Here is an 18,499-nt window from a genome sequence, read left to right as displayed (position 1 = left end):
CAGTTTTTAACCGCAGAGATCCCAGAGATGAACATCAATCATACCTCTTTCTTCTCTTCCTCAGTGCCCTCTGCGCTCTCTGCAGTTCGTAAAAAAAATCTAATTCACAAACCCTTTATTAGCTATAAAAATGAAACGGATATTTTTAATAGGCTCGCCGAGAAGCGGTACAACCATCCTTCAAAGTTTATTAGCGGCTCATCCAGAAGTTATCTCTTTTCCTGAATCTAAATTTTTTCACTATTTATTGTACGATCAGTTTGCGGGAAAGTTGCCAAGTAGGATGGAAGCTTTTTTTAGAGATGAGATTAAGCGTCCTGAACTTTTAAAAGGTTTTGATGACAGTCAAACCGTCGAAACTAAAACTCGTTGGTTTGTCGGAGTTTTGGATGGTTTGGCGGCAGAACAAAACAAAAGTATTTGGCTGGAAAAAACGCCGGAGCATATATATTTTATTCAAGATATAGAGCGTTTATTGCCGGATGCAAAATTTATTCATATTTTGCGAAACAGTATGGATACAATAGCTTCTTTGTATGATGTCACTAGGAATTCTACCGAATTATGGGGTGATGGTTGGGATTTAGACCACTGTTTCGAGCGCTGGAGACACGCGATATTAACCAGCCACAAATATGCTAATAAATCTCATCATATCTTGGTAAAATATGAGGATCTTTTAGATAATAAAGCACAAATTTTAGGACATCTTTGTTATTTTATGGGCATTCCGTATGATGAAAAAATGCTGGTTAATTATAAAGAAAAAGCTGCGAATCTCAGTCTGAGTTTACCTTGGCACCAAGGTATTGAGAGAGATATTAAAAGTAATAATGTTCATAAATATCATAGAGTTTTGACCCTCAATGAAATTAAATATGTTTTAGATAAAGTTAAGCGAGTTAACGATGAATTTGTGTGGAAATTAGCCGTAGTAGAAGTGAGCGAACCAATTTCGGATATTTACACTTTGCAAATATGCGATCGCCTGCACTGTACAATTCAATTAGAAGGCATTAAACTCGGTGTTGTGGAATTGCCAGTCTGCGACGGGATTGTGGCGGGTGCGGTGTTGGCGGATGCGATCGCAGCCCAGTTTGCTTGGCAAATTCTCGATCGCTACTTTCAACGCAATCGCTGCGAAAAAGGTAATAGATTGTGGGAAACTTTGCTGCAACCGTTGCGCGCCAAACATGACTGGGCGCTATTTTTGCAAGAATTATGGGGGCGTTCGCATTGGCATTTGGATGATTTCTACAAGCCAGAAATAGCCGAAGAAGTCCCAACAATTACGCTCGAAAAAGATTTAATTGCTGTAGAAGTTAGTGAAGAATTACCTAATATAAAAGTTGAGCTTTCTGAAATAGATGTCCTGGTGAAAGTAGGCGGCGTTGCTGTCGGTATTGTCACGGTTGCGGTGGAAAATAATTTCGTTTCTGCTCAAAAATTGCGATCGACAATTACTCGAAATAGCGGTTTTGAGTTGTGCGTCGCCACCGTGCGAGAAGCTTTGCTGGGAAAACCGCTCGACGGTAAGCAATCGCTGCGATCGCGCTTAGCCTCTGCTGCCCGCCAAAGGTCGAATCAGCCCGAGTGGTTGAATGCAGAGGGTGCTGGTGGTATTTATCCGCCAAATGCAGTGATGTTCAGCAGGCGATCGGGTGCGATCGGCACCAGTATCAGCCGTCGCGCCGCATTCCCAGCCGCGGCGCTGCGAGAAATCGCATCAGCCGCAGCAATCGCTGGGGAAACAACAATGGAAATTCCCCAAGAAAACGAGCTACAAAAACAAGTATTTTATGCACCAGAAATCATCGGGAAAAAATCGCCTTATCGAGAAGTTGCTAACCCAGCACCACCTCAAAATTTTAACAATAACAGCGTCACAGAAAAACTGCCGATTCTCGCCTACCGCCGCATTTCTCCCGATGGTTTAAATGCAGTTACTCCCGACTTTTTTGAACAGCAACTACAGGATTTACAAGAAAAAGGTTATTACAGTGCGAGTTGGGAAAATTGGCAAAATGCGAAACGGGATAAAACTCCTTTACCGGGTAAAGCCGTATTGATGACATTTGACGGAGGCTATCTCGACTTTTTCCAATATGCTTGGCCTTTGCTAAAACGCTATGATTTTACAGCAACTGTTTTTTTAGTAGCCGAGTCGATTGGAAAGACAAATAGTTGGGAAAAAGCCGAAGGTGAAGAAGTAAAGTTAATGGGATGGCCAGAAATTAGACAACTGCGGGATGCAGGAATTGAATTCGGTTCGATGTCTGCTACCTATCAACCTCTAACTACCTTGTCGCCCACAGAAATTGTGCGTGAGGGGGCAAAATCTCGCGCTATTTTGGAACAGGGATTAGAGAAATCTGTTAAATGTTTTGCCTATCCTTATGGCGATGTCGATAAAATTGTAGAACATTTAATCGGGGCGACTGGGTATACTTTTGGTGTATCGTATAGGTCAAAGTTTAGCAGCTTAGACGATTCTTTAATGTCGCTACCCCGCATTCAAATCACAAAGGAAAATCCCTTAAAATTAGGTTCGTAGTGAGGAGTTGAGTTCGCATTCGGAAGGAATAAAGTCCTCACTACAAACCAACTTGATGACGATTTAGATCATTACTAGAAACTTTTTCTCAGCCGCTGCACCAAACCCTGAAATTTCCGCCCCAAATAACCGCCAAATCCTCTATAAATCTTCTCAAACTTATAATAAAATAAAATATCCATCACATCATCAGTTTTCATGTACTTTAAGTAAGAAATTACCTTGTCTGTAAGCTCATCATTAACATCATCGATATACTTTCTCACCGCCAACCTTTCGGAAATATGCCATTTTTTATCAAACTTGCGGTGCATTTGGGTTTCATAATCTCCAAAATCCGATATTTTCCCGTCCAAATATTTTTCAATGTATTTCCCCGCAATTTCGGCACCATCCATCCCGTGTCTGATACCCTCGCCGCCCAAAAAATTTACAGTGGAGACAGTATCGCCGATCGCAATTATATTATCCTTGTAATAAATATCCTGCAAACCCTGACTGTACTTCAGAGTGGAACCATGTTTGTCAATAATTGTATAATTTTTAGACTTCAGATATTCATCAATCAGCAAATCGATATATTTTTTCAAAGGTTCCAAACTTTTCACAGTTTTCGGATCTAAAAAAATGCGGCCCGCACCAACTTTTAGCCTGTTTTGTTCCATTGGAAATATCCAAGAATAACCCTTCGGCATCCATTTATCGCCCAAAAAGAAGATTAAATCATTGGCATATTTATGATAAATTTCCGGTTCTACTTCAATTAAATATTCGATACCGGTTCCCGATAAAAACTCTGGCTTATCGTTTTCTTTTTCGTACATAATCGCCCTAGCAAAACCCGTAGCATCAACCAAAACTTTAGTGCTAACTTTGACAGATTGACCGTCAGATAGCTGTTTAAATTTTACGATTGTTTCGCCGTTAACTTGCGAATGTCCGGTGTAGCGACAACCAAGCCAAACTTCACCGCCAAATCGCTCAACTTCCTCGACTAAAAAAGCTCTAAATTTAGCAAAATTGAGAACAACTCCCAACTTTTCGGGAGACTCCCAAGTTTGACTGACTTTGCTAGTTTCAATAGTCAGTTTGTGCCAAAAACTGCCGATTACTGATTCGGGTAAATCGAATTGAGAGAGGGTTTCTAAAGGCGTGGCGGCGCTGGAAAAGTCGTTTTTATTAAAATTGTCGTTTTGTTCGGCAAGCAAGACTTTGCGGCCGGATTTTGCTAATATTCTCGCGCAGTGACCGCCTGCTGGGCCTGCTCCTACTATTACTATATCAAAATTTTTTAAGTTCATTTTGCTTTTAAATCGCTTCCAATGTCAAAATACCCGCAGACATATCAACTACTAACCGCCGATTTTTTAGCCATTGGCGACAGATTAAAATTTCCGGTACTCCCGCGCCTACATGAACGGGAATGTCAAAATCTTGCTCATCAATTGTAATTTTTCCTGCATCAATCTCGAAATCAAATTCTCCCTTAGCTGTTCGCATTGTTTCTTTTTCTACATAAGTCCAATCAAGCCCCTCTAAATCCTGAATTTCCATTGCTAACCAGCCCGAAAAAGCTGTATCAAGCAGAGCATCAACAGGTAATTCTAAGCCGTTATCAGCAATCAATGCAATTTCAAAAAATAGCTCGTCCCGATCGCCAAATATTCTTTCCATCATATCGTGCCACAAACTCCAGTTTCATTGATTCTAAAGACGTGCGGGATCGCATTAGGATGTTTTTGGCGACATATTTTTCCAGCAGCTAACGAATCTTTTTCGATAAAATATTCCCCACTGTCTGGTTCAACTGCCATGTACCAGTTGTAGTGGGTTTTAATCAATTCTGGTCTTAGGCGATCGAATATAGGTTGACACCGCTGCCGAAATGCGGCTCTTTCAGCATACCATTGAGCTATCTCTTCTGGAGAAAGCGTGCGTTTTGGGTGCAATCTTCTGCGGGGAACTCTGCGAGTTGGGTTGAGATTAGTCATTGTTGATTCTCCTTTTGTGCAGTATAGAATTGTAAGGTGCGCTGCACCCTACAATTCTAGCTAATTAGACGCTAACGGGTGATTGTTTGCGGCTGAATTGTGCTAAGATGCGATCGCACATTTGCGACGGATTTAACCCCAATGTTGCCATCGACTGATCCGGTGTTGCGTGGTCTACCAATGTATCAGGTACACCCAAGCGCATCACTGGAACAAGAACATTATTATCTAGCAAAGCTTCGGCTACTGCTGAACCGAAACCGCCCATCAAACAACCTTCTTCCATTGTGACAACTTTGCCGATTCGCTGTGCTAAAGGCAAGATTAATTCTGTATCCAAAGGCTTGACAAAACGCGCGTTGATGACTGTTGCTTCGATGCCGTGTTCGCTCAACATTTCGGCGGTTTGCATTGCCGGATAAACCATTGAACCGTAACCTAATATCAGCACGTCGTCGCCGTTGCGGAGAATTTCGGCTTTGCCGATCGCCAATTCTTCCCAACCCTCTTCCATCAGAGGAACACCGTAACCGTTGCCGCGCGGGTAACGCATCGCGATCGGGCCGCTCGTGTGGTTGATTCCCGTGACTACCATCCGCTGCAATTCTGCCTCGTCTTTGGGAGCCATAATTGTCATGTTTGGCAAGCACCGCAAGTAAGAAATATCGTACATTCCTTGGTGGGTGGGGCCGTCTGCGCCGACAATTCCGGCGCGATCCAAACAGAAGAAAACAGGCAAGTTTTGGATGCAGACATCGTGAATTATTTGGTCGTAAGCCCGCTGCAAAAAGGTAGAGTAAATTGCGACAACCGGGCGCATTCCTTCGCAGGCTAAACCAGCCGATAAAGTCACCGCGTGCTGTTCGGCAATGCCAACATCAATGTACTGTTTCGGCAGCTTTTCCTGAAGTTTGTCCAGGCAAGTTCCGGTTGCCATTGCAGCAGTAATGCCGACAATTTTTGGATTGTCTTCTGCTAGCTTGACTAGAGCGTGGGCAAAGACTTTCGCGTAGGCTGGAGGTTTGGGCTTGGTGGAGGGAATGCCTTTGCCGGTGGCGAGGTTAAAGGGATTTTGGGCGTGATATCCTACTTGGTCTTTTTCGGCGATCGCATATCCTTTGCCCTTCACCGTCACAACGTGAACTAACACAGGGCCTTGGATAGTATGAGCTTGTTTGAAAGTGGTAATTAACTCTTGCAAATTGTGTCCATCTACCGGGCCCATGTAAGTAAAGCCCAATTCTTCAATTACAGCTCCAACTTTCGAGACAGCCAAGCGTTTCATCCCTTCTTTGATGCGTTCCATTTCTGGAGTAAAAGTTTCGCCAACAAAGGGAATTTGTTTGAATTGTTCCTCTAAGTTATCTTTGAGAAACTGCACCGGTGGCGACAAGCGCATTTTGTTTAAATAGCGGGTAATTGCGCCGACGTTGGGGGAGATTGACATCTCATTGTCGTTGAGCACAACTAACAAATTGGTTTTCGGCATATGGCCCGCGTGGTTGATCGCTTCGAGTGCCATGCCGCCCGTCAGCGCACCGTCGCCGATGACTGCTACAGTTTTAAAGTTTTCGCCTTTGAGGTCGCGCGCCATTGCCATTCCCAGGGCTGCGGAAATGCTCGTGGAGGCGTGACCGGCGCCGAAGTGGTCAAATTTGCTCTCGCAGCGCTTGAGATAGCCTGCAACGCCGTCTTTTTGGCGCAGGGTGTGGAATTGGTTGTAGCGGCCGGTGATCAATTTGTGCGGATAAGCTTGGTGGCCGACATCCCAGGTAACTTTGTCGCGATCGAGGTCTAGGGTTTGGTACAGTGCTAAGGTGAGTTCGACTACACCCAATCCAGGGCCTAGGTGTCCACCACTTGCAGCTACTGTTTCTAAATGCTTTTCTCGAATTTGTCGGGCAATTTGTTCGAGTTGATGAATCGACAGGCCGTGTAATTGGTTTGGATGAGTCAGTTCGCTGAGATGCATATTTTAAAATCCTGCTCCTAAGAATTAGGACGAATGCTTAACAGATATAGGTTTTGCCTGCAGCGTTCGGTACGGGCAAACGTTAGAATAGTTTACCTGTTATTTGAGAAAATTGTTAGGCGTAAAATTTTTGTTATTTTTGGCCTGGTAATTATAGTTAATAAATTCGGTTCAGTCAATATAAAAAAAGCTTATGTTTTTAGCTGCTGAGGGGTAACTGTTAGCTGCACGGGGATTATACAATTTTAGATTGTAGAGTTTAGATTGTAGAGTTGGCCATAACTTATTCTGTATAAGTTCGGATATTGCCCACCGCTGTATTGTTTGTAAAGAATGGAATTATTAGGGATTTAAAACTTGTTTTTGTAATAATGGTTGAGTTTTTAGCTATTTGGTTTCTGCCAGCAGACTGTGATGCAAAATCATTAACTGCGACTTGCTAAGGGCTTCTAGCGCGTAGGTACAACCTTGCAAATCGCTAAACTCAAATTCAACAAATTCTGCATCATATTCATCAATTACTGTTCCCACTTGACCCCGATATAAGCCCTGTCCTGGTAAATCTTCTAGTAATGCAACGACATCAAGCAGTTTGATGGTGAAGTTCATTTTTAGATACCTCTTTCACGGAATATAGCTTTTCTAAAAAAGGTAAGGAGTTGAAATTTGAGATTTTAGATTTTACATTGAGGGATTGGTGAATTGAGGGGTTTAACTGGTTCCCAGGCTCCAGCTAAAGGAACCTATATCCAGAGGCTCTGCCTCGCTTCGGAAATTGGAGGCAGAGCCTGCAGATCTGCGTTACTAGGCTCTGCCTAGTAACGAGTAAAGCCTAGTGACGAGTCAACGAGTAAAACAGGTTCGCAGTCAGGAATTCAGTCCTTTTTGTTTTATCCTCGCGTTTGACTTTGCTGAATTTCTGCTAACAGCATCTCTTGAGTTTTCGCAGGTTCTTTGCAAGTCAAACACTCGCAAACTAACCCGATCGCACCTTCAGGCAAATCCACCTCAATCTGACAAACAGCAGTCGGATAATACTGCGAAATTAACCCAGGAATCAGGTCGGGCGAAGTGCGAATCAGGGTAGAATGCTGATACCAGTCGATCGCCGAAAGCAGACTCGGACAAGCTTGGGGAGCATCTCGGACAATACTGCTAAAAGCTTGCAAAGCTTGTTCGGCGCGATCGAGATATTCTAAATTCTGGCCCAGCAAGGCCAAGCGAACCAAAGAGGCGATCGCAATTCCATTCGCCGCCGGAGTTGCATTGTCTATATAACTGCGTTCCCGCACCAACAAATCTCCGCTCACATCCTTAGCAGCATTGTAATACCCTCCCAATTCCACGCTCCACAAAAACTCATCAAACTCTTCTTGCACCTGCACAGCTTTCTCCAACCAAAACTGAGAATTAGGCAATGGCTGTGCTGCTTCCCCATTGCCTAAATTCAAACTCGCTTGATGCAAATCCAACAAAGCTTTCACAAACAAAGCATAATCTTCCGACTGTGCAGCCACCGCCGATTGTCCGTCATAATTCAGCCGCTGAAACCGCCCATTTTGCCACTGATTGTCTAAAATAAAATTAGCAGCATTCACCGCCAATTCCAGATAGTCCAAATTGCCAAAAACAGCCGCCGCCCGCGCCAAACCCGAAATCATTAAACTATTCCAAGCAGCAATCATTTTCGTGTCAGTAACTGCCGGAATTCTACCAGGCCAACTTTCATTTTTAGCTTCTTGATTGTTGCGGGCTGGGGGAAAGGTTTTCACAGTATCGGGATTGCCGCCGTAGCGAACAGCAAAAAGTTTAGCTAAAGCTGTTTCTACCGTGGCGCTGAGTTTTCCGGGCTGGTAGCGCTGCAATACATTTTTGCCTTCAAAATTGCCGCCACGAGTCACAGTAAACTGTTCTTGAATTTCTGCCAATTCCTCAGCAGTTAATAGTTGTTCCAGTTCGTCGTAACTCCAAACATAAAACGCTCCTTCCTCCGGTTCAACTTCCTCTGAAGTGTTAAAACTGTCAGCATCCTGTGCAGCATAAAAATAGCCTGTTGGCGCAATCATTTCTCGCTTCAACCATTCTACTGTCCGCGCGATCGCAGTTTCAAAAGCGGGTTCTTGTATTCCCGCGCTCCACAAATTCGCCAAATATTCAACAATTTGACCGTTGTCGTAGAGCATTTTTTCAAAGTGTGGCACAGTCCAAGTCGCATCAACGGTGTAGCGGTGAAATCCGCCTCCTACGTGGTCGTAAATGCCGCCCAATGCTAAGTCTAATCCGCGCTGAGTGCAGACTTGTTTGCTGTCGTATTTTGATTCAAAATTAAATCGCGTTCCCCGCAGTGCTAGCTCAGCATAAGGTATCATCGGAAAGCTGGGGCCGGGGTTGCTGCCGGCAATAATTCCGGTGGTAGTTTCTAAGCCTTTTTGAAAAATTTCGCGATTTAATTCGGTGGTTACCCCTGACAGCGCTGCCGACTGTTGGAGGTTGCCTAAAATCTCTGCTTTGAAGGCTTCTACTTTGCCTTTTTCTGTGTCGTAAAAGCGGCGAATTGCTTGCAAAACTTCTAAAAATGCTGGTCTCCCGTAGCGGGCTTCTACGGGGAAATAAGTGCCTCCGTAGAAGGGAATTCGCTCGTCGGGAGTGAGAAAAATGTTGAGCGGCCAACCACCTTGACCGGTCATCATTTGCAAGGTTTGCATATATATGCTGTCGATGTCCGGGCGTTCTTCGCGATCGACTTTGATCGGTATAAACTGCGAATTCATGTATTGGGCGATCGCGCGATCGGAAAATGCTTCTCCTTCCATCACCGTACACCAGTGGCAGCTAGAGTAGCCAATTGACAGGAAAATCGGTTTATTTTCGCTCCGGGCCGCTTCTAAGGCTTCGTCGCACCAGGGCCACCAGTCGATCGGATTTTCGCTGTGTTTCCGCAGGTAAAGGCTTTGGGATTGAGCAAGACGGTTCACCATAATCAAATATACTTTAACTCGTACTGAGTAAGCTTGTCAGTTATTTAGCAGTTTAGCGCGATCTGTTTTAATTGAGTTGTTGCTGATAATTATGTTTTAATATTATTGCTGATTATCTCGCTCTAACATGAGTTTATCATCTCGCAGAACCTTCAATCAACAGCTAGGACAATTTTTGCTGAGTGCTGCTGTTCCTCCTGCTGTTCTCAAACTGTACCAAACTGCATCCTCGGAACAAGCTTTATTAGAAACTAATATTAACAATGCTCTGGCAAAAGCAGACCCAGAAATAGAATTATTAGTCCCGACATTTTTAGGTAACGACAAGCGCCGTTTCTACGGCAGAGGTGTTCCGAAAAACTTGAAATTAATCGATAAATTTCAGCTAGGAAGCGGACGGACTTTTCTGGGAAGGCGATCGCAAATTTGGAGCGGCGCGGGTTGGACTGGACAGCCAACAATTACCAGAGACCGGGGGAAAACTTATTTAATTATAGGTTCTTTTGACCACAATTTGCGAAAAATAGATATTGCTACCAATAAAGAAGTGTGGCGCTATAAGTTTGATGATATAATCAAAGGTTCATCAACAATTTATATCGATGAAAAAGCCAGCGCTGAAAACAGAATTGTGATTTTGCAAGGCAGCCGCAGCGGCGGTGGTGGCAAAAGTGTGGTGCCGAGTTTTAGGGCAATATCTTTTAGAACTGGCAAGGAAATTTGGAAGCTGGACATCAGGAAAACGCCCAGCTACAGCCAAGATAACGATAGCAGTGCTTTGGACATCGGCGGTGGCGTGTTGTTCAATGCGGGCGAAAATGCGATCGGCTATTTTCTCGATAGTTCCACAAGCAATGCCAAGCTAAAACAAGGAATTAAACAGCCAAAGATCTTGTCAGAAGTACAACTTTATGCAGCAGCAGATATCGGCAAGCACGGCGGCAACTTGGTAGCGGAGTCATCGCCATCAAGGCTCAAAGATCGAATATTTATAGCTGCAGGTTCCGGTCACATTTACGGTATTAGCATTGCCAGTAAAAAGATAGTCTGGGATTTTTATACAGGTTCAGATTTGGATGGAAGTGCTGTAATTTCTAAATCCGGTAAACTATTTTGTGCGATTGAAAAACAATACATTCAGGGCAAAGGCGGAGTCCTGAAACTGAATCCGAACAAGGAACCGAATGCCAGTGTCGAATGGTTTTTGCCAACTGGAAACCGCCGACTTTCTAGTTGGGAAGGTGGGATAATTGGTTCGGTGGCGTTGAACGACGAGTACAATCCTGGGGGGTTTCCAGCGCTGTTTGCCACAAATGCGATAGACGGCAATTTGTACATCGGTTCCCAAGATATGATTACAGGTAAAAAAATTGCTGTACCTTGGCGAAATCAGTCTTATGATACTCCGATAATAGTCTTTAAACAAGAGATTGGCTCTTCAATCTCAACTCCGATTTTTACAGATGGCAATAAACTAATTAGTGCTGGATACAACGGTGTTTATTTGTTTGAATTGAAGTGGGAACGAGCGAAGTCTGGAGATAAAAATGCTTTGAAAAATGCTAAAGGCGAGTTTTACCGTTTGAAAGTAAAAGAATCGGGGAGATTTAAACCTGGTTTATCCTTTGAGGCCACGCCTGTTGTTTGGGACGGACTTGTCAGGATTTGCGCGAGAGACGGGTGGATGTATACTTTAGGTTAGTCAATAGTTATTGGTTGTTGGTTATTGGTTATTGGTTGTTAGTTGTTAGTTATTAGTTGTTAGTTGTTAGTTGTTAGTGGTGGGTTATTTACTAATTAGCACTTCCCAATTAGCAATACTTTTCGGTTCAATTCGTCAACTCACAACTCGCCCCCGCATTTTCCGGGTGTTGAAATCCGCCATCTCTTCCTACCTGCGGTTTGACTGCGGTTATATGTATGATAGAAATAATGCCGGATATTATAGGAAACTCGCTATGGCAACTAATGAAACTCAAATAAGCCAAGTTTACGGTTCAGAGGATGCTCAAGGTATTCTGCAAATTGCGATCGCCCGCCGACAAGACGAAGGCGAACTTTCCCGAGTCCAGTTGTTCGAGATTGCAGCGGAATTGGGCATTTCCGAACAGGACATTGTGGTGGCGGAACAGCAATGGTTAGCCACCAGAGGAGAAGTTCAAGAAAAACTGGTTTTTAACACTTACCGTCGTCGCAAATTGCGTAAAAATGTGACAAAGTACGGCATTATCAATAGTTTTCTAGTTTTGTTTAATCTAGCAGGATCGCACGAGCTTTCTTGGTCGCTTTTCATTTTACTAACGTGGGGCTTAGGATTGTCGCTGAATGCTTGGAATGTTTATCAAACTGAAGGGGAAGATTACGAACAAGCGTTTCAGCGGTGGCGTTTGAAGAAACAAGTCGGAGAGTCTATTGGTACTGCAACGAATAAGTTTATGAAGTGGTTACAGTCGTGATTTGCTATGGTAAAAAATGCGATCGCCCTTTTTTACTTCACACTGGTGAAGTAATTCGGATTTTAACTCGTTACTGGAAAGAGTAATTGTTAAGGTTTTTTCTTGAACCTATCCCCAAGTGCGATCGCCCTTTATTGAGTTACATAATGAAGGACACTGCAATGACGTGTCCCTAAAAATATCTATCTTTTAGTCCCTCCCGTCAGTCGATCGCATTCTCTCCTCGCCAAAAACCTAACTTTCCGGCTGCGAATCTCCCGAAGCTGCATCTTCAACCACAGGATTAATTAAGGTCGATCGCCAACCTTGCCGAACTTCCGATCTCAAATACTTATTCTGCACAACCTGCCACTTTTGCCAAGCTTCGTAGCGCTTTTGGGTCAATAAACCAGCCAGTTGCGGCAACTCTTTTTGCAAATCGCGATCGACAAAATCTGTCAGAAACTCACCTAAAACTTCACAATCTTGAATATCGCCCAAACATTCCTGAACAGCTTTCAAATCATCCACATAAGCTTCATAAGTCTCGCCGTAAAAATTATCAAATAGATTCATCAAATAGCGAACCCGCTTGGCTTGCTTCCGCAAATCGTGCAGAATATTTCCCTCCGCTGTTAACTTCTCTTCCACAGCCGACTCATTCAAACCATCACAAACTTTAACTTGGCCATCCTCATATTTTGTGCTCAGCAGCCAAGCCGGATGCAGAAAAAATTCGCTGACTTGAGGTAAGAGTAAATCTGGCAAAACCTCAGCAATTGGCAAATGTTCGATCGCCCGAAACTGCGGTTTTTCCAACCAATTTTCGATCGACTTTTTCAGCGACTGGTAATTTTTTTGTTCCAAAACAGCCCTCACCTTTTTCAAAGCCCGGCGCCGCTGTTTTAGCAAACTCGACAAAGCCTCATCTAAAACTTCCTGTTCTTCAGTCGGCAAATTCGGGTAATAGCGTTTTTGGAGACTTTCGAGCATCACATCCAAATCCCTGAGCGTTCCCAGAATCCGCCCCACTTTACCAATTTTGCGTTCTGAAGCTTCTTTTGGCCAATCCAAAACCGGAGCAAAACCCGTTACAGCCGATCGCAAACGTCTCAATCCCACGCGCATTTGATGAAGTTCTTCTGCATCTTTGTCTTTGATAACTTCAGCCTCGTGCGCTATTGTTTTACGAAAATATTTCTCGATCGCACCAGAGGCTGCGTCTCCGAGAGTTTTAACTTTTGCTGATGTTTTTACGTTCATGATATATGTAGAGTCCACTTTCGCGATCGACTTTATTTGTGATTTCAATGCTTAGCTAATAAGGCATTATATCCTAGCACCGAATTTTTATTTATACGCCAGCAATAATAATTCTTAATGTAAGGTACTTGATAATTTATACAAAATCTAAAATCTTCCATCTAACATCTAAAATCTTCAATCTAAAATCGAATTTCCCTCCCTCGCGCTTGGGCAAATAAAAATCCGATTTGTGGCGCGCTTTCCCAAACAGGTTAAGATTGCTGCAAACCGATATTTATTCGCAAAAGAGAGAGAGAGGGTGCGATCGGGAGGACAAGTTTTAAATTAAATCAAGTCCAGCTTGTCCGACTTCAAAGAGGCAGTTTAGCCTTTCCAGTTCTTTTCAGATTGTTCGAGCACGTAGGTTACGAGATCATCGATTTGTTCGGGCTTCAAGCGGCCGCCAAAAGCAGGCATAGCATTTTTGCCCTTAATTACCTGAGTGGTGATAGCTTCGATGGAATTCATGCCGTACTTTTCCAGAGCATCCTTTTTCAAGGTTTTCATTGCCATAACCACGTTGCCGCCACCGATGTGACAAGCAGAACAGTTGGCGCTAAAGAGTTTAGCTCCGTTAGCAGCATCGCCGGCCAAAGCAGGGCGGCCGAAGCCGACGGTAAGAATTGCGATCGCTAACAGGGCGATCGATAAGAGTCTTTTCAACGCAGTTCTCCTCTAATGGACACCTTTGAAGGTGATTCTTTAGTTATTTTACCTGTTTATTCAGGCACAAACACGCAGTGGCGATCGGGATTTTTCTAGTAATTTACACTTTTTGACAAAAAGCCGTTCAACTCTCCAGATTATCCACGCCCCAGCCCGGAGCCTTCTGAGCAGCCCGGAGCACAAAAGCAGCCAAATTTTCAATCTCATCCTGCTGCATCCAGCTTTCCGGCACTTGGCGGCACCAAAAAGTTTCCTCACTACCGTCATAAGTCATGGGTTCTCTCAGATACGCCACCAAGCTATTGATGCTGGTGCGCGGAGGCGTTGCCCCCTCCAGAGCAGTCAAAGACAAAGATACAGTCGGATCCGGCAAAGTTGTTCCCCCAACATGACAGTTGAGGCAGCTTTGCTCAAACAACCGCTTACCGGAGGACAAATCCTCAGCCGAAAATAACCGAGTGTTTCCCTGTGCGTCCAATTCCAATGCCACAGGTTCGGTGACTTTCAAATAACGAGTCACGTAAGCATCAGAAGCAGCCAAGGCTGGTTGAGGTGCCAGCAACAACAGCGGCAAAATAATTAAAATTCCCAACAAAAAGCAGACAAAAACACCAGGACGCTGCATGACGCACTACAACCTTTTGCGATATCAATGAGTAACAATTGACAACTCTGGGCCCTAGAAGGGCAGAGATTCTTGTATCATTCAGTCCACTTAATAAGTACAGCTTCCTGTACTTACCGCAAGATGGTTCTGTCCTCAAGCTTTCGACTCATTGCAGAGTCTTGTTCCCGTGTGCCCCACGGTACAATTCAAAACCCAAAATACTGGTTTCTCTGGTACTTGTTGCTCGAAGTTTTTACCCGCGCCAGCTTTTCTGCGCGATCGCCCATAACTTCAGTTTTCAAGGTGCGTTGCCTTCAGGCGACTGGGTTTTTAATGTGGTTGAATACCCTAGCCACATTACAATATTATCACGACCAAGAATAAAAAGCCGTCCTATAAGGACGGGGCTTTAGACCCAATTTTTTGGTAAATTTTAGATTTCGGATTTTAGAGCGAAAAACGACCGGCCAGCAATGCTTGCCAAATCCCAGCCCTGTCCCAATCCAAAATCCAAAATCTAAAATTTAACATCAATTAACGAGCGCCTTTACCGCCAGCCCACTGCTCGCCAATTATTTTGGGCTGCAACAGAATGTGACCGGCAATCGCGTACAAATCCTCTTCTGAGAGATTTCTCATCTCTGCAAAAATATCCGCACTCTTCATGCTCGGATGCAGCTCGGAAATCTCCTCAAAGCCGTCATAAGTGGTGGGATTTTTCATAAAGTCCACCAGCGACTCAATATTGTTGCGGGGTGGGTTGGCCAAAGCCAGAGTTTTGGGACTCAAATTGACGTTCTGGTCAGTTTTTGTCATTCCCCCAGCGTGACATTGAGCGCAGGCTGAGTTAAACAAGCGTTTGCCTTGCTGAACTTGTTTGAGGTTCAGCACCACCGGAGCGCCCTTGTCATTTAAAGTCACAGTGCGAAGTTCCGGACTCAGTTCGATAGCCATCGCGCTGCTGACAAATAACTGAAATGTCAAGAATACAGCGGTCAGAGCAATGAAATATCTTTTAAGCATGGTTCTCCTTAAAAAAATCCGACAAATTATTGAACGCTAAAAGAGCGTAGGCGGCAAACAGATTGATCTTGAAAATTCCTTCCTGCTGCGACAATTGGCAAAAATTTGTGCAGCCGTACCCCAACGTCGAGGTAGAGGAATTTTGCTATCTAATCTGGAATCCCTTTTGAGTCGCGCCTTTTTTCGAGAGCGGACATAATTGCCTTAACATCTTCCAAAGCCAAACGGGTTTGAGGATGCTTGTAGGCAATTTCCAACTCGTCGCACAAGCGGAGCACGTCTTCAACAGGGACGTCGAAGTCTTCTGCTATTTCTGCGATAGATAGGTCTGCAAAACCCATAATTTTTAGGTCGCTGACTGGTCAAAATTGAGTTGACGGCTATTGACAGAAAGCTGGACAATTTAACAAAGTGGTGTTAGCTCCCAATCTGTTAGTTTGTTCTGAGATTTTGTTCGATCGCCAGCTCACTAACCACTAACTACCACTAAGCATTTTTGCTCACTCAAACTTCATAGCCCATCAACTTCCAACTAATATCATCCCATTGCCGGGTGTTTATTATCAATAGGACTTGAGCGCGCGGGGCTCAAAACCCGGTATTTGGCTGAATTTCTCGCCACCAAACTTGATGTTTTGCCAAGAAACCAGGGTTTTTTGGCAATTCCTCTGAGATTTGGGTCTTGGGCGGGCTCACCAACAGACAATCAGTCGATTTGAGATTTGAGATTTGAGATTTGAGATTTACTCCACAGATGCAATCTGGGGCTTGAACTCTTTTCTAAAATTTCGATCTCTTGACGACAATAAGTCATTGGGCGCTACAGCTTAGCTTAGGGAGAAAGCTTGAGAGCGTGAGTAGGTGCGGGTAAAGCGTGGTGGCCCTCGCCGACATCGAGGGCTGGAAATTCCGATTTTGCCAAGAAAGGCTGGGGCTGGTGGAGAGCGATCAGTTGAGCGAGAGTTTTTTTTAATTGAGTCCGGGGTACGATTAAGTCTACAAAACCGTGGGCGAAGGAATATTCGGAAGTTTGATAATTTTCCGGCAGCTTTTCCCGCAGAGTTTGCTCGATTACCCGACCGCCCGTAAAGGCTACAGTAGCTTTTGGCTCTGCAATTATAATGTCTCCCAACATGGCAAAACTGGCTGTGACACCGCCTGTGGTCGGGTGGGTCAAAATTGGGATGTAAAGCAGTCTCGCTTCCCGGTGGCGCTCCAGAGCCCCGGAAATCTTGGCCATTTGCATCAGGCTGAGCATTCCTTCCTGCATTCTTGCGCCGCCAGAGGAGCAGACCACGATCGCAGGTAAACGTTCCCGCGTGGCGTGTTCGATGAGGCGGGTCAGTTTTTCTCCGACCACTGAGCCCATGCTGCCGCCGATGAACTGAAATTCCATGACTCCGAGGGCGACGGGCAAATTTTCGAGTTGACCAATGCCTGTTTGTACCGCGTCTAGGTGGCCTGTTTTTTCTTGAAATTCTCGCAGCCGATCGCTATATTTTTTGCGATCGCGAAATTTTAGGGGATCGGTGGCGTGGAGACCTTCGTCAAGGGGCATCCAGGTATTGGGGTCGATCAACTGTTCAATGCGATCGTCGCTGTAAACTCTGATATGATGCCCGCATTCCAAGCAAACCATTTGATTTGCTCGCAGGTCTTTGGTATAACTCAGCGCGTCGCAAGCCTCGCACTTATTCCAAAGCCCGTCGGCAATTTCCCGTTCCGGCCGTTCTTGAGAGTTCGGTACAGATTTTCTTCGATTTGCAAACCAATCAAATAGAGACATTAAAACTTGGTAATTGTTAACTGTTGACTGTTGACTGTTAATTGTTGACTGTTGACTGTTGACTGTTAGATTCGGGTTCCTCTTCAATGGGACTGATGAGGAGCGATGCAGTCCGCTGGTCTTCTGGAAGAACTTGCAAAGCTGTAGCACTTCCAGCTCCTAAATAAGATGCTACGCCCAAGTCAACGATGCGAGCTGGGATTTGATGAGCAGCTAGGATCTGCTGCATTAATTCCGCTTCCCAGCGAAAGCTAGTAGTTGTAAGTGTAATCCAAGACACGGAACAATTTTACCAATTATTGAGACAATGTTATGTTCGATCGCGCCGGAGTACCGACATATCAGAAAGTAAAATTCGGGAAAAATAACTGCAAGTAAGTAGATAAGATCGCTTCGCCCCACAGAGCAGTAATTGCTGCACCGAGGGCCAGAAACGGGCCGAAAGGCATGGGTTGACGCCGATCGAGCAATCGGAGGGCGATCGCCCCGCCGCCGACAAAAGCTCCAGCGAAACAGGCGATAAATCCCGCTAACAGCAAGTATTTCCAGCCCAGCCAAGCCCCCATCAAAGCTGCCAATTTGGTATCTCCCATCCCCATAGCAGTCTGCCCGAAGCCGATCGAACCTGCAAGTCCGATCGCATCAAACAGCCACAACCCGACAACTGCTCCCAGAATACCGTCGAGTACCAGATAGTGTACCGAGTCGATCGGGCTAAAAGTCGGCCACCAACCTTTGGCCACTTGAAAAACCAATCCGAGCACCAAGCCCGATCGAGTTAAAGAATTGGGCAAAGTCATTGTATCGCAGTCAATCAAAGACAAAGCCAATAGCCAGCTAAAAAAAGCCCACAACCCCAGAGTTTTTACTGTTATCCCAAACCGCCAAAAAATGAGCAAAAACAGCAAACCCGTAGCTGCTTCTACCAGCGGATAGCGGGCAGAAATCTGACTGCGACAGTGATTGCAGCGTCCCCGCAGCCACAGCCAACCGAACACGGGTATATTTTCGTAAGTTCTGAGTTGATTTAAACATTTGGGACAGCGAGAGGGAGGGTGTATCACCGACAAACCCGCAGGCAACCGATAGACTACCACATTCAAGAAGCTGCCGATCGCCGAGCCGACAACCAAGACGATCGCGGTGACAAGGACATTAAAAATAATTTCCATTAAGTTGTCT

At 44.7% G+C, this 18,499-nt stretch carries 17 protein-coding genes; 3 read left to right on the top strand and 14 right to left on the bottom strand.

Annotated features, from left to right (window positions below; all coding sequences use genetic code 11):
• The first annotated feature begins 130 nt into the window (after positions 1-130).
• On the top strand, positions 131-2,554 hold the full coding sequence (locus QUA01_RS26435; RefSeq protein WP_333093468.1) for a sulfotransferase: 2,424 nt from the start codon (positions 131-133) through the stop codon (positions 2,552-2,554).
• Positions 2,555-2,628: 74 nt separating this feature from the next.
• Here QUA01_RS26435 and QUA01_RS26430 read toward each other — a convergent pair whose 3' ends face one another.
• From QUA01_RS26430 to QUA01_RS26405, 6 genes are all read right to left on the bottom strand, one after another.
• Complete coding sequence (locus QUA01_RS26430; protein ID WP_333093467.1) at positions 2,629-3,855, bottom strand: NAD(P)/FAD-dependent oxidoreductase; 1,227 nt, start codon at positions 3,853-3,855, stop codon at positions 2,629-2,631.
• Positions 3,856-3,862: 7 nt separating this feature from the next.
• The gene (locus tag QUA01_RS26425; RefSeq protein ID WP_333093466.1) at positions 3,863-4,231 is read right to left on the bottom strand and encodes an aspartyl protease; all 369 of its coding nucleotides are present in this window, start codon (positions 4,229-4,231) and stop codon (positions 3,863-3,865) included.
• On the bottom strand, positions 4,228-4,545 hold the full coding sequence (locus tag QUA01_RS26420; protein WP_333093465.1) for a hypothetical protein: 318 nt from the start codon (positions 4,543-4,545) through the stop codon (positions 4,228-4,230). The genes QUA01_RS26425 and QUA01_RS26420 overlap by 4 nt, the downstream gene beginning before the upstream one ends.
• Before the next feature lie 64 nt (positions 4,546-4,609).
• Positions 4,610-6,517, bottom strand: coding sequence for a 1-deoxy-D-xylulose-5-phosphate synthase (dxs, locus tag QUA01_RS26415; RefSeq protein WP_333093464.1), 1,908 nt, complete (start codon positions 6,515-6,517; stop codon positions 4,610-4,612).
• Positions 6,518-6,904: 387 nt separating this feature from the next.
• Positions 6,905-7,126: a DUF4926 domain-containing protein gene (locus tag QUA01_RS26410; RefSeq protein ID WP_333093463.1), complete on the bottom strand. Its 222-nt coding sequence runs from the start codon at positions 7,124-7,126 to the stop codon at positions 6,905-6,907.
• Between the two features lie 281 nt (positions 7,127-7,407).
• Positions 7,408-9,495, bottom strand: coding sequence for a thioredoxin domain-containing protein (locus QUA01_RS26405; protein ID WP_333093462.1), 2,088 nt, complete (start codon positions 9,493-9,495; stop codon positions 7,408-7,410).
• Between the two features lie 127 nt (positions 9,496-9,622).
• On the opposite strand from QUA01_RS26405, the gene QUA01_RS26400 reads away from it, so the two are divergent.
• Positions 9,623-11,197, top strand: coding sequence for an outer membrane protein assembly factor BamB family protein (locus tag QUA01_RS26400; RefSeq protein ID WP_333093461.1), 1,575 nt, complete (start codon positions 9,623-9,625; stop codon positions 11,195-11,197).
• Between the two features lie 256 nt (positions 11,198-11,453).
• Entirely contained in the window at positions 11,454-11,951 is a 498-nt protein-coding gene (locus QUA01_RS26395; protein ID WP_333208124.1) for a 2TM domain-containing protein, read from the top strand.
• 234 nt (positions 11,952-12,185) lie between these two features.
• On the opposite strand, the gene QUA01_RS26390 is transcribed toward QUA01_RS26395, so the two are convergent.
• The 8 genes from QUA01_RS26390 to QUA01_RS26355 all read right to left on the bottom strand — a co-directional run bounded on the left by QUA01_RS26390 (position 12,186) and on the right by QUA01_RS26355 (position 18,489).
• Positions 12,186-13,193 (bottom strand): CHAD domain-containing protein, encoded by a 1,008-nt coding sequence (locus QUA01_RS26390; RefSeq protein WP_333093459.1) that lies wholly within the window; start codon positions 13,191-13,193, stop codon positions 12,186-12,188.
• A 366-nt stretch (positions 13,194-13,559) separates the two neighbouring features.
• Positions 13,560-13,898 carry a cytochrome c6 PetJ gene (petJ, locus tag QUA01_RS26385; RefSeq protein ID WP_333093458.1) on the bottom strand — a complete coding sequence of 113 codons (339 nt, stop codon included), beginning with the start codon at positions 13,896-13,898 and terminating at the stop codon, positions 13,560-13,562.
• A gap of 127 nt (positions 13,899-14,025) precedes the next feature.
• Positions 14,026-14,526: a photosystem II cytochrome PsbV2 gene (psbV2, locus tag QUA01_RS26380; protein ID WP_333093457.1), complete on the bottom strand. Its 501-nt coding sequence runs from the start codon at positions 14,524-14,526 to the stop codon at positions 14,026-14,028.
• Positions 14,527-15,042: 516 nt separating this feature from the next.
• Positions 15,043-15,531 (bottom strand): photosystem II cytochrome c-550, encoded by a 489-nt coding sequence (gene psbV, locus QUA01_RS26375; RefSeq protein ID WP_333093456.1) that lies wholly within the window; start codon positions 15,529-15,531, stop codon positions 15,043-15,045.
• Between the two features lie 149 nt (positions 15,532-15,680).
• Positions 15,681-15,872, bottom strand: a complete 192-nt coding sequence (locus QUA01_RS26370) for a translation initiation factor IF-2 (RefSeq protein WP_194011670.1) — start codon at positions 15,870-15,872, stop codon at positions 15,681-15,683.
• Positions 15,873-16,363: 491 nt separating this feature from the next.
• On the bottom strand, positions 16,364-17,317 hold the full coding sequence (gene accD, locus QUA01_RS26365) for an acetyl-CoA carboxylase, carboxyltransferase subunit beta (RefSeq protein WP_333093455.1): 954 nt from the start codon (positions 17,315-17,317) through the stop codon (positions 16,364-16,366).
• A 37-nt stretch (positions 17,318-17,354) separates the two neighbouring features.
• Positions 17,355-17,597, bottom strand: a complete 243-nt coding sequence (locus QUA01_RS26360) for a hypothetical protein (RefSeq protein ID WP_194011668.1) — start codon at positions 17,595-17,597, stop codon at positions 17,355-17,357.
• A gap of 61 nt (positions 17,598-17,658) precedes the next feature.
• Positions 17,659-18,489, bottom strand: coding sequence for a prepilin peptidase (locus QUA01_RS26355; RefSeq protein WP_333093469.1), 831 nt, complete (start codon positions 18,487-18,489; stop codon positions 17,659-17,661).
• Between the last annotated feature and the right edge of the window lie 10 nt (positions 18,490-18,499).

Origin of the sequence: Microcoleus sp. S36a_B3, from assembly GCF_036700745.1 — a bacterium.
Lineage (GTDB): Bacteria > Cyanobacteriota > Cyanobacteriia > Cyanobacteriales > Microcoleaceae > Microcoleus.
This window is presented reverse-complemented; position numbering and strand designations above follow the sequence as displayed.